Source organism: Rickettsia finnyi (genome assembly GCF_049668125.1).
GTDB lineage: Bacteria > Pseudomonadota > Alphaproteobacteria > Rickettsiales > Rickettsiaceae > Rickettsia > Rickettsia kotlanii.
Window position 1 is genome coordinate 16,275 of the sequence record NZ_CP187160.1, and the last position, 12,683, is coordinate 28,957.

Here is a 12,683-nt window from a genome sequence, read left to right on the forward strand (position 1 = left end):
TATTATCTAAGAAAAATCTCCATCTTTTAAGATAGGATCAAATTCGTCTTTACTTTGAGAAGAAGGCGGTTTAAATGAAGTTAGGGTAACTTTTTCACTCTTTATAAAATTATGAGGCTGAGGCTGATCCTTAAGTTTAATAGTAACAACTTCGCCTACTAGAGAGTTCGTATGTCTGTTCTCATTAATTGAATCTGGATGCGTAATTTCTAGGTTTTTTGGAGTGTTATCTTCCTTGTTCTTACTACGGAATGAAACAATTCTAGATGATGGCATTTGATTTACATTTTATTTAAAAAACGCTATTATAGGGCAATAATTTATATTTAACAAGCAGGATGGTTAATTGTCATAAACTTTTCTATCATTCTAGTAACGGAACGTTCTAGCTCAATATCTAATTTCGAATAATCAGAAAAGTTAAACCATTTAAGTTCATTCGATTCGTTATTTTTTATAAAATTATCATTATTTACTGTTTTTAGTAAAAATCGTACATCATAGTGATAATGAGCAGGCTCCTTATGAGTTGGCGGAATATAATGGGTGTCTATATCAAAAATCTCCTTATTTATCGTTTTGATTTCATTAATTCCGGATTCTTCTATAGCTTCTTTAACCGCTACATTTAATATATTACTATCTCCATCACAATGACCGCCTGGTTGAAGCCACTTATCAAGCTTTTTATGGTGCATCAATAAAAATTTAGTTTTATCATTATTAAGTAAAAAAGCCGAAGCAGTGAAATGTCCTATTTGTAAATCTCAGCTAAAAGGGTTTTCATATTCATTTAAAAATTCAAGCATTTTTGTTTTTGTAACCATTTCTTCAGGATATGTACTACTGTAATTTTGTAGTTTAATATGTAATTCATTCATAATAATAATTTTTTATGTATAGAGCTTCGATATTTAACTCAAATTTCTCTGCTAAGTCAAATGAAAATAATGTCATAAAATTATATTGTCCATGTTTCATGGTAATTATCATTGACAATTAGTTAATGTTTAGTTATATATCGCATAACTAAAATTTAATATTAACTAATTAGGTTGATTTTTTAACAAAATAGTCAAGTCATTTAGAAGTGATGCAACCCCTTGATATGGTAAGCTTGCAGTAGTAGGAGCATGTGCTGTTGGAATTTATGTGATAGCAGGTGATTTACTTAAATCTCCGGCTTTTATTCTCAAATGTGGTGCCGATGTAGTAACAACAATGGGAGCAATTCTAGCATATGAGCATTATACAGAAGCAACTTCGCAAGGAAGTCCGATGGAATTGATAGGAAATGAAGCACAAGCTGAAATATAATAATAAAATATTTTTAACGAATTGAGAGGACACACCGACTCTAAATTTGTATTCATTTACCATTCAAACCGTTTTTTAGTCTAATTTTGACTTGTTTTAAAGAACGAGGAGTTGCGTCCGTAACTTCAATTTCAATATTTTCTGAAATATCTATTCTAGTACCGATAGCCGGAACACTACTGACTCTAGTCAATACTAATCCACCTATCGTATCAAACTCGTCATCATCATTTTGTAGCTTTTCTCCTGTTATTTCTTCAAGCACTTCTACTTCAACACGTGCATTTGAAATAATTGTTGAGTTATTAATAACCTTGAAATTATCGCTATCTAATTGCTCATCATGCTCATCATCTATTCGTCCTACTATTTCTTCTATAAGATCTTCAATAGTAACTAAACCGTCAGTACCGCCATACTCATCAACAACTATTGCAATATGTGTTCTCTCACGACGCATTTTTGCTAACAAATCTAATAATTTCATAGAAGGAGCTGCAATTATATGCTTACGTATAAGCTTTTTTAAATGACCGTTTTGCTTTGTAGCCAATGCTTTAAATAAATCCTTGATATGAATGAACCCTACTACATTATCCAAAGTACCGTCATATATAAGAGTTCGTGTATGTGGGACTTCTAACTTAATAGACTCACTTAATTCTTCTAGATTCGTAGTTAATTTTATTGCCGCAATATCGGGACGTGGTACCATTATATCTTCAATAGTTTTATCTTCTAGCTCCAATAAATTAGCTAAAATATTACGTTCGTCTAAAGTCATTTTTTGGCTATTAATTTTAAGGCGTTTTATGACACCAAAAAAATTATCGGGCGTTTTTGTTTTTCTAAAAAAATTTTTTATCGGAGAGAATAATTTTCGTACAGTAAAAATTAACTTATTATTTTGATTTTTTTTACTAGAATCTTCTTTTTTTGAAGATTTTAACATAAATTTTTTTATTTAGTTAATAAGGGGAGAAAATACCGAAATATGATAATATTTCAATTTCTAGATTTTCCATAATATTTGCTTCTGTGTCATTTTGATGATCAAACCCCATTAAGTGTAAAATACTATGTATTAAAAGATGAATAAAATGATTCTCAAAAGTTTTTTGCTGCTCGCACGATTCATTATATATTACCTCATAACAAAATGCTATATCACCTAAATGCATATAATCAGAGTCACCTAAAAATTCAAGTTTAGAATATAAATCCTGCCAATTTAATTCATTGCTTGGAAAAGAAAGAACGTTAGTAGCTTTTTCTATATTACGAAATTGTTTGTTTAAGGTCAATATTTCTGCAGCATTTGTTAGTAAAATTGATAATTCAAATTGTTTTATTTTACTAAAATTATCAAACCGCAATAAAATATTTTGAGTTATTTTTTTGATTAAACTCTTATTTATCTGCTTATGCTCACGCCATTTGTTGTAGTTTCTTACAATTTCTACGTTTATCATTGTACCAAATATTGAATGAATAGCCGTTATAGACTTAGCTGCAACTTAAGAGCATATTTTAAAAACTGTATATCTTCATTAGAGATAACGTTAATTTTAGATTTTAATCTTAATTTGCTTACTGTCATTATTTGATCAGTTATGACTTTACCTTTTTTGCTACCTATCATTACGTGTGCTTCACAAGGAATAGCATTTATCGATGTTACTAGTAAAGGTATTACCTGCACACGATTTAATGAAGCATTTGAGTAATTATTGCCGGTCTTACCTTAGCGACTTCCCCACCTAACACAGGATTAAAGTCGCCCACCATACCTCACCTCTTGTCATAAAAATTGTGTCCTATTAACTACCCACTCATTGGCCTGCTCCTCAGCTTTTGTATCTTGAGCCCTGGCTTTGTAAGCGACTCCAAGCTCCTCATTAATTACATAAGGTTTTAATTGCTCAATAAATTTGCTAATTTTACGTTCACCTATTACAAGAATAAAGCCTATAATAAACCGCTTCATCTATAGTAATGGATTTCTTCTGCATAAAATGCTTGTATACACGTGACACGTATGATATCATATATAAATTAATCAACATGAGGATTATTTACTTTAGTAAACCAAGATAATAGCTATGAAAACTGACCACACAGGCAATAAGCATGATATTTTAAGACACCAGTTTTTGTTGGTAATTCTCTTTTAATTTTTGAAAATCCTCATCGGCATGGTATGAAGAACGAGTTAGTGGGCTTGCCGAAACCATCAAGAATCCTTTTGTTTTTGCTACTCGCTCTAGATATTTAAACTCTTCCGGCGTAACATATTTTGTGACCTCAGCATGATTTTTGGTAGGCTGCAGATACTGCCCGATAGTTAGAAAATCAACCTTTGCTTCTCTTAAATCATCTATAACCTGTACTACTTCATTTATTTCTTCCCCAAGTCCTACCATCATACCGGATTTTGTAAAAATTTCAGGAGATAATTTTTTGATATTATGAAGTAAGCTTAAAGAATTATAATATCTAGCCCCCGGTCTAATCGTTTTGTATAAAGACGGTACTGTTTCGACATTATGATTAAAAACGTCAGGTTTTGCATTTGCTATTATTTCAGCTGCTCCTTCTTTTCTTAAAAAATCGGGTGTTAGAATCTCAATAGTAGTATTTGGCGATGATTTTCGGATTTCGCTAATACACTCCGCAAAATGTGAAGCTCCGCCATCCTCAAGATCATCACGATCGACGGAAGTAATTACTACATGCTTAAGATTTAGCTTTTGTACCGCCTCCGCTAACCTTCGCGGTTCATGCGGATCAAGTAAATCCGGTCTACCCGTTTTAACGTTACAAAACCTACAGGCTCTAGTACAAACTGAACCTAAAATCATCACAGTTGTATGTTTTTTTGACCAGCACTCACCAATATTAGGACAAGCAGCTTCCTCGCACACAGTATTTAATCTCAGATTCTTTATTAAATCTTTTGTATTATAGTACTCTGTAGAATTAGGAGCTTTTACTTTTATCCAATCAGGTCGTTTATTTAAATTAGCCATAAAACGGAAATAATTCAATTAATTTTGTCACTTCATTTAATACTTTCTGCTCAAGATCGCTATTATCTTCATTATTTTTTAAGCCGTCTAAAATATCTGCTACCATATGACCGACTAATACAAAATCCTTTTCTTTAAAGCCTCTAGTAGTACATGCGGGAGTACCAAGGCGAATACCTGAAGTGATAAAAGGCGAAGTGTCATCAAACGGGATAGCATTCTTATTACACGTAATCCCTGCTCTATCCAAAGAATTTGCAGCACGCTTACCCGTGATTCCGTCTTTACGCAAATCCACTAAAACAATATGATTATCGGTACCACCTGTTAATATATCATATTCTCTTTCTTGCAAGCTACTTGCTAAAGCTTTAGCGTTACTTATTACCTGCTGAATATAACTTTTATATTCAGGCTGCAAATTTTCTAAAAAAGCTACGGCTTTTGCGGCGATTATATGCATTAACGGACCACCTTGTAGTCCTGGAAATAATGCAGAATTTATTTTTTGACCTATCTCTTCATCGTTAGATAAAATTAAACCACCTCTTGGCCCTCTAAGTGTTTTATGAGTAGTAGAGGTAACAACGTGAGCGTAAGGAATAGGGCTTTGATGCTCACCTGTGGCAACAAGTCCTGCAATATGAGCAATATCTGCCATAAAGTAAGCTCCTACTTTATCCACGATTTCTCTAAATTTTGCAAAATCAATATTACGAGGATAAGCAGAAAAACCGGCTATAAGTAATTTTGGTTTATGCAAATCCGCTAAGCGTTCAATCTCATCATAATCGATTAAATAAGTCTCTTTATTTACGCTATAAGAAACGACGTTAAACCATTTACCGGACATATTAGGAGCTGCACCGTGCGTTAGATGCCCGCCGCTATCTAAGGACATACCAAGCACCGTATCACCCGGCTGTAATAAAGCAAGATATACAGCCTGATTTGCTTGTGATCCTGAATGAGGTTGGACATTTGCATATTTGCAGTTAAAGAGTTTTTTTACTCGTTCTATAGCTAAATTTTCAGCTTTATCTATTTCCTCGCAACCGTTATAGAATCGCTTACTTGGGTATCCTTCAGCATATTTGTTAGTCAGAAGCGACCCTTGAGCTTCAAGCACAGCAGAACTTACGAAATTTTCTGATGCAATAAGTTCGATTACGCTACTTTGACGTAGCTTTTCATGCTTTATTATTTCATTAATCTCGTTATCCGTTTCGTGTAAATTATTATTAAAAATATTCATTCATCCTCATATTTTTTTGGTTTTGTTGTGTGGATATCTAATAGTCATTGCGAGGCAAAATTGAAAATTTTGACGAAGCAATCTCGTACCAAAATCCTGAGATTGCCACGCAGCCTACGGCTGCTCGCAATGACAGTTATTTATAAAATTAATTGCAATCTCAAGCCCCCGTCCATCTATTGAATGAGCAAGAGACGTTAATTTATGTCCGCTATGCTCTATATGCAGCTTAGATAAATAGTTTGAAGCATTATACATCTCGCTAACACCGACCACCTCATCTAATTCCCCATGAATCAAGCATATAGGAGTAAACTTATTATTAACTTCCATAGGTGGAATTAATGCACCCGAAAAACCTATAGTACAGAAAAACGGCTCTTTTTGAACTAGTGTTAAATATAACCCTATCATCGTACCTTGAGAAAAGCCAATAATGATAGTATCTTTGTTGGTTAGATTTAATTCGTCCTGCTTTTGCTTTATTATATCTTCAACCTTAGAAATATTATTTGCAATTAGCTTTGCCATAATATGCGGGCTGCGGTCTTGCAAACTAAACCATTGTCTACCATAAGGCATCATATCATAAGCCTCGATACCATGCGGGGAAATAAAATAACAATGGGGTAAATAATTTTTGATATAAGGCACAAGTCCTATTAAATCATGTCCGTCTGAGCCGACACCGTGCAGTAATACTACTAGCTTCTTCGGCGGCTGCTCTTTACTTTCTACTTCGGGGTATTCTAAATATTTGCTCATGTGTTTATATGTTTATGTACTTAAAATATTAAGGTTGAGTAGTAGTATACGAAGGTCAATTTCAAAAAGAGCGAGGAGTCTGCAAGGCAAGGAGCGGAGCGTATACTGAATACGTGAGCACCGCAGAACTTGCTAGACGACTACGCCAATTTTTGAAATTCACCGAGTATACGCTTTCAACATCTTCTCAAGTTCTCCACTTTGATATAACTCTCTAACAATATCACATCCACCAACTAATTCTCCGTTAATGTATAATTGTGGGAATGTCGGCCAGTCACTAAATTTTTTTAAATCTTCACGTAATTCAGCATCAAAAAGTACATTAATATCACAAAATTCTACACCTAATTTATTCAAAATAGCTACTACGATTCCTGAAAATCCGCATGCAGGCGACTCTTTAGTACCTTTCATGAACAATACTACTTTATTATTTTTTATTTCATTTTCTATAAATTTAAAATTTTTATTTTCTAGCATTTTAAGACTCAATAATTTATCTTCTAAAATACACTTTCTATAGCAATATATGCAAGCACAAATAGTTAATAAAATTTTTGAGATTTTTAGCCAGAATAATCCAAATCCGAAAACCGAATTAATATATAAGAATGATTTTACCTTATTAGTAGCAGTAATATTATCTGCTCAAGCCACCGATATATCAGTAAATTTAGCAACTAAATCTTTATTTGAAACTTATGATACACCAGAAAAAATTTTAGAACTCGGCGAAGAAGGACTTAAAAAATATATAAAATCTATCGGACTATTTAACAGCAAAGCAAAAAATATTATTGCATTATGTAAAATATTGATCAGCAATTATCAAGCTTCAGTACCGAATGATTTTAAGGAATTAATTAAACTACCGGGCGTTGGCAGAAAAACTGCTAATGTTGTGCTAAATTGCTTATTCGGCATGCCTACAATGGCAGTTGATACGCATGTCTTTAGAGTAGCCAAAAGGATCAGGCTTGCTAAAGGCGGTACTCCTGAAATAGTAGAAAAAGAGCTACTGCAGATTATCGATAAAAAATGGCTAACACATGCCCATCACTGGCTAATTCTGCACGGCAGATATATATGCAAAGCTAGAAAACCCGATTGCGACATCTGCCCTATTAAAGAGTATTGCAATTATTATTTTCACCTTAAATAAGAGTTATAGTAAATCTTATAAATTACCAATTATTTCTGAATAATATTCATGTTCTATAGAATTAGGTTTAAGATCAAACGTTGCTAATGTTTCTAAATGACAAGTAACGAATGGTGCACCTTTTACCTTACTCCCTGAATAGATACGGATGTTTGCAAAACCAAGCGAATTCTCCTTCCATTTGTGCACTAGTTAATTCATGTAATATATTACCGTTTTTATCATAAAGACTAAATAAAGTTTTGTCATTATCCTCAATAAGTTTTATAGGGTTTTGTTTATTATCTAAATTTTCGTGCTGATGTCCTATATATTTTTTATCTAAAACTCCTTTTTTCTCATATTCTTTAAGAATTATTTGTGTCATTTCCTTTACCGGTACAGTAATCATATATTCTTTTTTATTAGAATAAATACTTTGGCACAGGCGGCAATAAAACTATGAAGTTTAACTGCAAGATTTTTATGTTTTATAATAAAAGGTTTTGCTTGATATATTGGAAGTCTTGCTATACCAGAATGCGAGATAAAGCTTGCATTTTGAGAAGTCAGCATGGTTATAAACATCTCTATAGATGAAGTATCACGCGAGTCACCTTTGTGTCATATTTTATTGGAAACAAAGGCTCTACACATCGGCTAAGCCTTGATCATGATAATCTAAGCTAGCGGAAAAGGCATACTTCCCCTTATCAAAATTTTTTATCACCAGATCTATTGCCTTGATAAGCACTTTGAAAGCTACTCTGCTTACCCAAAAAATCTTGCCAAACAGACATATTCGCTCCGTTGACTTTTACCATATAAAAATGTAAATCATCTTCCTGTTTATAATGATGAATTTCTGAATTTACTTTTTGTATTTGTGCCTCTTGTAACTTTTTAAAAATACCCTGTAAATCAGAATATTATTTATCTATTTTACTGAAATTATACTTAGAACCAAGCCGTAAAGCTCACCCATACTGCATTTTGATTCCATCTGGGGTTTTAGCTTCTTTACATGCAGCTTTTATAAATTGACTGAACTGTTCTTCATCTTTAGTAAAATTATTTTTTAAATCGCTCTAAGAATTTTTTTAATAAAGCCTCTTTTCTGCGATCTGTCATATTAACATTCAGTATGATTAGTAATATTTATGCCTGTTTTTAATCTTAAATTAAAAATATCTTCCATATATCTATAGAAGGTATAAATTGCTATAGTTTGGGGCTTAAAAGATGAATTATCATTTAAGTGCAAAATAAAATCATTTACTTCTTTCCAATTTTCATAAGTTGATATATCATTTTATCCTTGACTATATAAGGATTTTGAAGAAAATTAAAAATCTCTTGTAAGCTTATTCCCTCTAAATTTGTACAATTTAAGACACCGTCTTTCATAGAAGATAGTGCTTCTTTCGATTGATCATTGATTTCTTTCATTTTATAAATCTTTTAAAGATTAATTCTTAAAGAAATTAATATTTTGTCAACAAAATATCTTATGTGATTATAAAGATACGGCTAAGTGATGTGTACAAATACTTTAAATTTTAATATATTTGCAAGTTGACAATTTTTGGCTTACTTCATAATATCTAAGCTCAATTTGATAAAGGTAAAATTTATGCGTTCAGCACTTATAACTGCTATATTAGTAGCTGTAGCTTTCTTAACAAGTGCTTGTAATACAATGCAAAGTGCAGGTCAAGATATGCAGGCAGCCGGTAAAAAACTTAAAGATTCAGCAGCAAGCAATAAGCCTCAAAAAGGTTGCGGCTGTCCTCACAGCTCAGCTAACTAAATATACTGTTTTTTATAATGAGTCGTCTGCCGATTCTTCATTTACTCGGAGTATATATCGCAGACGACTTTTTATTTTTCCGCCTTATCAATTTCTGCTTTTAGCTTTGCTATTTCTTCTTTTGCAAGTATTGTTTCTAGAGGCTCTTTATCAATTAGCATTTCTTTTGCTATTTCAATATTTCTTCTAGCTTCGCCTTCAGCTCTCCCTTCCTCTTTCACCTTTTTAAAAGCACTAGTTTCAATTCTAAGCCACTCTAAACGATTTTCATATTCCTCTCTTTCTGCATATTACCTCAATCAAGCACGGTTAATGCTTTTTTTAATACATCATTATCCAATTCTTTCGGTAAATTATCTTTATTTAATAAATCATTACGTGTTAAAAATGCTAGCCATATACTAAAGCATTTTTAACTTTCTTGACGACGTCAGATAACTCCTCCTTAGAATTCTTAGCAAATTTATTAAGCTCTATCGTATGTAACTCTATATCTTTAAAATATACTAAATCACTTTTTATTTCCTTTAACTGAAAAGACTTAATATTCATCTGTATCTGTAATACTGGTAAAGTTAAGTATGTGTATCCCTATTATTTTATTTAATGCCGCATAATCTGATCCCTATTTCAGTTGCTCCGTATACATTTTTGCCCAGTAATACAAAGCTCTGTTATCGTAATCCGTTGCATCGGTTACTTGGATTTCGATATTATACCTTTTACTGCTCTCACTTTTTGGCTTTTATATCAAGTATAGATAGTGTATCGGCTTTAAAATTCTTTGGATTATACGGATTAAGTAATGTTACTTCTACAATCTGATCTTTCTCACTTACTTATCGAATTAATAAGCGATATCAATAAATCTTTATGCTCTTCTACTCCGAAGATTTTTTTAAACACTAAATCTACTCTCGGATTAACTTTTGACATATTATTATGTTACTGAATATTACTTTCTCTCTATTTTTGCATATTCTGAGGTAAATATTCTACTATAAATTTATATTAAATCTTTTGCTTATTCACCAATCTATATATCTCTTTTTTACTATAAACATCTTTGAATTTGTCATAAACAAGTTCGGTAGTAGTTTTGCTACTTAAGTTTTTACTCAAGCAAAGTTCTATAAATTTTTCTAAATTTTTTTGTTGGTTTTGTTCCTGTATATTTCCTGAAATCAACAATACTATCTCACCTTTTAAAATATTATTTTGATAGAACTCTATTATTTCATCTATATCCCCTGTTTTTATTTCTTGATACAGTTTAGTTAACTCACGAGCTACACATATGTCTCGGTTTCCTAGTATTTCCTTAGCTACCGATAAAGTATTTATCAAACGAGGAGCCGTTTCAAAAAAAATCAAAGTAGCCTTAAGATTTACTAGTTCATAAAAAATCTTTTTCTTACTTTCTATAGTTTTAGGTAAAAACCCGTGAAATAAAAATCGATCAGTAGGAAGAGCCGATAAAGTTAGAGCAGTAACCGGTGCAGATACTCCCGGTACTACGTCTATATGACAATTAAGATTACATATATCTCTAACTAACTTGTAGCCGGGATCAGAAATTAAAGGAGTCCCTGCATCAGAAATTAAGCTTATTATATTGCCCGATTTTATTAAACTTATGATATTTTCTCTATCTTTCTTGTCACTATGATCATTATAAATTTGTAATTTTGTATGAATGTCATGTTTTGCTAGCAATTTTTGTGATATTCTAGTATCCTCACATAAGATAATATCCGAATTTTTTAAAGTCGATATAGCACGAAGCGTTATATCTTCAAAATTACCGATCGGTGTTGAAACAATATATAATCCCGGTTTGGAAAGATATCTAATCATAGTTTTTTAATTTTAAGTAACATTATGGCTAGTATAAAACATAAACTACGAATCGTTCTATCATTTTTTTGCTTGATATATTTAACGTCCTGTCAAACTCCTAAAGAAGAACCTATAAGTTTTCCTAAAAAAGAACAAACAGAAATTGAGATTGCAATTTTAATGCCAAATCAGGGCCCTGATAGTATTGTCGGGAAACAATATAAAGATTTAATTAAAATGGGACTTAACGACGGAATCAAATCTTACATACATGTTACTTCTTACGATGGTTCAGACGAAAAAAACGTTTTAGCCGCTATGGATAAAATAGTAGCACGTAAAACTAAGATTATTTTAGGTCCTCTATATTCTAACTTTACCTCTCTAATAGCTGAAAAAGCAAAGGCAAATGATATTATTATAATAACTATGTCAAATAATCCGGCTCTTGCAGAAGATAAATTATTTGTATTCGGTCATGCACCTTTAAAACAACTGATACGTATCATTAATTATTACGCAAGTAACGACCATAAAGATTTTATGGCATTATTACCTAAAGGGAAGCATTCGCAAACTATTAGTCAAGTAATGCAAAATATATTGATTCAGAACAATGCATCATTATCACACACTGAATTTTATGAGGATAATCCTGAATCTATAGCAAAAGCCGCAAGAAATATTTCAGACAATACCGATATTATAAATGAACGTAGCGACACGACAAAACCAGTTATTTATCTATCAGACGATCCAAAAAATTTAAACCTACTCGCTGATAGTATTCGTAAATATAATTTAGATAAAAAGGCTATTTTAATCGGTGATAATCGTATTGATATCGATTACCCTGAAAATATCGATATTAGCTTTACCGGCTCTTTAAATTTACTCAATAGCAACGTTCCGGATAGGGCAAAAGACTTAGGTATTAACCATATAGGCTTCATGCATCTTCTTTCTTATGATTTAGGATGTATGACTGCAAACTATATAGGCAATGAATTTGCATCTGAAAGGTTTTTAAATAGAATGAACAGTAGACAACCTTATATAGGTTTATCCGGTAATATTCATTTCATCGATGGAGTAGCTCAGAGACGATATGATATTATTAGGAAAGAGAATGGGATATATTATACTGTTTCAGGAAATTAGGGCGTTGTTGTATCTTGGTCATTCAGTGGCCTGACCATGTGTTGTACGAACGTTCAGGATGTCATCCCCGCTTCCGCGGGGATGACATTGAGTAGGTTTTCAAGCCATGCAACAAGGCTGGTCAAGCCACGGGATGACAAAGGGACACTAAAGATTAATTATTTATTTTTATCACTACCATCGTCTTTCATGCCGTCTTTAAAAGCTTTAAGACCTTTAGCAAGATCAGACATGACTTGCGGTAATTTGCCGGCACCGAATAATACAAAAATAATTAATAAAACTATTAATAAATGGCTAAAGCTCATTCCCATGATATTTTTGCTGTATAAGTTAAAATTTAATTATATAAGATATTATAGC

General features: G+C 32.2%; 23 protein-coding genes and 1 pseudogene. 4 read left to right on the forward strand and 20 right to left on the reverse strand.

Translation table 11 applies throughout. The features are described 5' to 3' along the window. Positions 1-6 precede the first annotated feature (6 nt). The 3 genes from ACPKKV_RS00105 to ACPKKV_RS00115 are packed head-to-tail and all read right to left on the reverse strand — an operon-like array spanning position 7 to position 881. The gene (locus ACPKKV_RS00105; protein ID WP_392505567.1) at positions 7-276 is read right to left on the reverse strand and encodes a hypothetical protein; all 270 of its coding nucleotides are present in this window, start codon (positions 274-276) and stop codon (positions 7-9) included. A 50-nt stretch (positions 277-326) separates the two neighbouring features. Further along, entirely contained in the window at positions 327-758 is a 432-nt protein-coding gene (locus ACPKKV_RS00110; RefSeq protein WP_392506890.1) for an NUDIX hydrolase, read from the reverse strand. Positions 759-767: 9 nt separating this feature from the next. Continuing rightward, positions 768-881, reverse strand: coding sequence for a nucleoside triphosphate hydrolase (locus ACPKKV_RS00115; RefSeq protein WP_392505568.1), 114 nt, complete (start codon positions 879-881; stop codon positions 768-770). A 271-nt stretch (positions 882-1,152) separates the two neighbouring features. Between ACPKKV_RS00115 and ACPKKV_RS00120 the strand changes: the two genes are divergently transcribed. Then, entirely contained in the window at positions 1,153-1,317 is a 165-nt protein-coding gene (locus tag ACPKKV_RS00120) for a hypothetical protein (RefSeq protein WP_392505570.1), read from the forward strand. A gap of 52 nt (positions 1,318-1,369) precedes the next feature. Here ACPKKV_RS00120 and tlyC read toward each other — a convergent pair whose 3' ends face one another. The 8 genes and pseudogenes from tlyC to grxD all read right to left on the reverse strand — a co-directional run bounded on the left by tlyC (position 1,370) and on the right by grxD (position 6,849). Further along, positions 1,370-2,269: a hemolysin C gene (gene tlyC, locus ACPKKV_RS00125; protein ID WP_392505571.1), complete on the reverse strand. Its 900-nt coding sequence runs from the start codon at positions 2,267-2,269 to the stop codon at positions 1,370-1,372. Positions 2,270-2,285: 16 nt separating this feature from the next. Then, positions 2,286-2,789 carry an rRNA maturation RNase YbeY gene (ybeY, locus tag ACPKKV_RS00130; RefSeq protein ID WP_392505573.1) on the reverse strand — a complete coding sequence of 168 codons (504 nt, stop codon included), beginning with the start codon at positions 2,787-2,789 and terminating at the stop codon, positions 2,286-2,288. Between the two features lie 26 nt (positions 2,790-2,815). Continuing rightward, positions 2,816-3,019: a type II toxin-antitoxin system PemK/MazF family toxin gene (locus ACPKKV_RS00135; protein ID WP_392505575.1), complete on the reverse strand. Its 204-nt coding sequence runs from the start codon at positions 3,017-3,019 to the stop codon at positions 2,816-2,818. Between the two features lie 99 nt (positions 3,020-3,118). Further along, positions 3,119-3,329 (reverse strand): annotated as a pseudogene (locus ACPKKV_RS00140) (hypothetical protein). A gap of 126 nt (positions 3,330-3,455) precedes the next feature. After that, the gene (lipA, locus tag ACPKKV_RS00145; protein WP_392505577.1) at positions 3,456-4,346 is read right to left on the reverse strand and encodes a lipoyl synthase; all 891 of its coding nucleotides are present in this window, start codon (positions 4,344-4,346) and stop codon (positions 3,456-3,458) included. After that, positions 4,339-5,601, reverse strand: coding sequence for a serine hydroxymethyltransferase (gene glyA, locus ACPKKV_RS00150; RefSeq protein WP_392505579.1), 1,263 nt, complete (start codon positions 5,599-5,601; stop codon positions 4,339-4,341). Before glyA ends, lipA begins: the two co-directional genes overlap by 8 nt. Positions 5,602-5,715: 114 nt before the next feature. Then, complete coding sequence (locus tag ACPKKV_RS00155) at positions 5,716-6,366, reverse strand: alpha/beta hydrolase family protein (protein WP_392505581.1); 651 nt, start codon at positions 6,364-6,366, stop codon at positions 5,716-5,718. Between the two features lie 159 nt (positions 6,367-6,525). Then, a complete protein-coding gene (grxD, locus tag ACPKKV_RS00160) occupies positions 6,526-6,849 on the reverse strand; it encodes a Grx4 family monothiol glutaredoxin (protein WP_392505582.1) in 324 nt (107 codons plus the stop codon). Between the two features lie 49 nt (positions 6,850-6,898). On the opposite strand from grxD, the gene nth reads away from it, so the two are divergent. Continuing rightward, the gene (gene nth, locus ACPKKV_RS00165) at positions 6,899-7,531 is read left to right on the forward strand and encodes an endonuclease III (protein WP_392505584.1); all 633 of its coding nucleotides are present in this window, start codon (positions 6,899-6,901) and stop codon (positions 7,529-7,531) included. 127 nt (positions 7,532-7,658) lie between these two features. On the opposite strand, the gene ACPKKV_RS00170 is transcribed toward nth, so the two are convergent. The 3 genes from ACPKKV_RS00170 to ACPKKV_RS00180 form a co-directional block, all read right to left on the reverse strand. Continuing rightward, entirely contained in the window at positions 7,659-7,898 is a 240-nt protein-coding gene (locus ACPKKV_RS00170) for a hypothetical protein (protein WP_392506950.1), read from the reverse strand. A gap of 20 nt (positions 7,899-7,918) precedes the next feature. Further along, the gene (locus ACPKKV_RS00175; RefSeq protein WP_424492219.1) at positions 7,919-8,086 is read right to left on the reverse strand and encodes a hypothetical protein; all 168 of its coding nucleotides are present in this window, start codon (positions 8,084-8,086) and stop codon (positions 7,919-7,921) included. A 699-nt stretch (positions 8,087-8,785) separates the two neighbouring features. Next, positions 8,786-8,959, reverse strand: a complete 174-nt coding sequence (locus ACPKKV_RS00180; protein ID WP_392505588.1) for a hypothetical protein — start codon at positions 8,957-8,959, stop codon at positions 8,786-8,788. A gap of 184 nt (positions 8,960-9,143) precedes the next feature. Here ACPKKV_RS00180 and ACPKKV_RS00185 point away from each other — a divergent pair, with 184 nt between their 5' ends. Continuing rightward, positions 9,144-9,320, forward strand: a complete 177-nt coding sequence (locus ACPKKV_RS00185) for an entericidin (RefSeq protein ID WP_392505589.1) — start codon at positions 9,144-9,146, stop codon at positions 9,318-9,320. 71 nt (positions 9,321-9,391) lie between these two features. On the opposite strand, the gene ACPKKV_RS00190 is transcribed toward ACPKKV_RS00185, so the two are convergent. From ACPKKV_RS00190 to rsmI, 5 genes are all read right to left on the reverse strand, one after another. After that, the gene (locus tag ACPKKV_RS00190) at positions 9,392-9,541 is read right to left on the reverse strand and encodes a hypothetical protein (RefSeq protein WP_392505590.1); all 150 of its coding nucleotides are present in this window, start codon (positions 9,539-9,541) and stop codon (positions 9,392-9,394) included. Between the two features lie 169 nt (positions 9,542-9,710). Continuing rightward, positions 9,711-9,872, reverse strand: a complete 162-nt coding sequence (locus tag ACPKKV_RS00195) for a hypothetical protein (protein ID WP_392505591.1) — start codon at positions 9,870-9,872, stop codon at positions 9,711-9,713. A gap of 73 nt (positions 9,873-9,945) precedes the next feature. Next, a complete protein-coding gene (locus ACPKKV_RS00200; protein WP_392506891.1) occupies positions 9,946-10,032 on the reverse strand; it encodes a PD-(D/E)XK nuclease family transposase in 87 nt (28 codons plus the stop codon). Positions 10,033-10,151: 119 nt separating this feature from the next. Further along, positions 10,152-10,256 carry a PD-(D/E)XK nuclease family transposase gene (locus tag ACPKKV_RS00205; protein ID WP_392505593.1) on the reverse strand — a complete coding sequence of 35 codons (105 nt, stop codon included), beginning with the start codon at positions 10,254-10,256 and terminating at the stop codon, positions 10,152-10,154. A 75-nt stretch (positions 10,257-10,331) separates the two neighbouring features. Then, positions 10,332-11,177 (reverse strand): 16S rRNA (cytidine(1402)-2'-O)-methyltransferase, encoded by an 846-nt coding sequence (gene rsmI / locus ACPKKV_RS00210; protein WP_392505594.1) that lies wholly within the window; start codon positions 11,175-11,177, stop codon positions 10,332-10,334. Positions 11,178-11,201: 24 nt separating this feature from the next. On the opposite strand from rsmI, the gene ACPKKV_RS00215 reads away from it, so the two are divergent. Further along, entirely contained in the window at positions 11,202-12,320 is a 1,119-nt protein-coding gene (locus ACPKKV_RS00215) for a penicillin-binding protein activator (RefSeq protein WP_392505596.1), read from the forward strand. A gap of 158 nt (positions 12,321-12,478) precedes the next feature. On the opposite strand, the gene tatA is transcribed toward ACPKKV_RS00215, so the two are convergent. Then, entirely contained in the window at positions 12,479-12,634 is a 156-nt protein-coding gene (gene tatA / locus ACPKKV_RS00220; RefSeq protein WP_392505597.1) for a twin-arginine translocase TatA, read from the reverse strand. Between the last annotated feature and the right edge of the window lie 49 nt (positions 12,635-12,683).

Bases quoted from the DNA above. Each gene is read 5' to 3' on its own strand.
- ACPKKV_RS00105 (WP_392505567.1), bottom strand. From the start codon at position 276: ATGCCATCATCTAGAATTGTTTCATTCCGTAGTAAGAACAAGGAAGAT.
- ACPKKV_RS00115 (WP_392505568.1), bottom strand. From the start codon at position 881: ATGAATGAATTACATATTAAACTACAAAATTACAGTAGTACATATCCT.
- tlyC (WP_392505571.1), bottom strand. From the start codon at position 2,269: ATGTTAAAATCTTCAAAAAAAGAAGATTCTAGTAAAAAAAATCAAAAT.
- ybeY (WP_392505573.1), bottom strand. From the start codon at position 2,789: ATGATAAACGTAGAAATTGTAAGAAACTACAACAAATGGCGTGAGCAT.
- lipA (WP_392505577.1), bottom strand. From the start codon at position 4,346: ATGGCTAATTTAAATAAACGACCTGATTGGATAAAAGTAAAAGCTCCT.
- glyA (WP_392505579.1), bottom strand. From the start codon at position 5,601: ATGAATATTTTTAATAATAATTTACACGAAACGGATAACGAGATTAAT.
- ACPKKV_RS00155 (WP_392505581.1), bottom strand. From the start codon at position 6,366: ATGAGCAAATATTTAGAATACCCCGAAGTAGAAAGTAAAGAGCAGCCG.
- grxD (WP_392505582.1), bottom strand. From the start codon at position 6,849: ATGCTAGAAAATAAAAATTTTAAATTTATAGAAAATGAAATAAAAAAT.
- nth (WP_392505584.1), top strand. From the start codon at position 6,899: ATGCAAGCACAAATAGTTAATAAAATTTTTGAGATTTTTAGCCAGAAT.
- ACPKKV_RS00170 (WP_392506950.1), bottom strand. From the start codon at position 7,898: ATGACACAAATAATTCTTAAAGAATATGAGAAAAAAGGAGTTTTAGAT.
- ACPKKV_RS00175 (WP_424492219.1), bottom strand. From the start codon at position 8,086: ATGCTGACTTCTCAAAATGCAAGCTTTATCTCGCATTCTGGTATAGCA.
- ACPKKV_RS00180 (WP_392505588.1), bottom strand. From the start codon at position 8,959: ATGAAAGAAATCAATGATCAATCGAAAGAAGCACTATCTTCTATGAAA.
- ACPKKV_RS00185 (WP_392505589.1), top strand. From the start codon at position 9,144: ATGCGTTCAGCACTTATAACTGCTATATTAGTAGCTGTAGCTTTCTTA.
- ACPKKV_RS00195 (WP_392505591.1), bottom strand. From the start codon at position 9,872: ATGAATATTAAGTCTTTTCAGTTAAAGGAAATAAAAAGTGATTTAGTA.
- ACPKKV_RS00205 (WP_392505593.1), bottom strand. From the start codon at position 10,256: ATGTCAAAAGTTAATCCGAGAGTAGATTTAGTGTTTAAAAAAATCTTC.
- rsmI (WP_392505594.1), bottom strand. From the start codon at position 11,177: ATGATTAGATATCTTTCCAAACCGGGATTATATATTGTTTCAACACCG.
- ACPKKV_RS00215 (WP_392505596.1), top strand. From the start codon at position 11,202: ATGGCTAGTATAAAACATAAACTACGAATCGTTCTATCATTTTTTTGC.
- tatA (WP_392505597.1), bottom strand. From the start codon at position 12,634: ATGGGAATGAGCTTTAGCCATTTATTAATAGTTTTATTAATTATTTTT.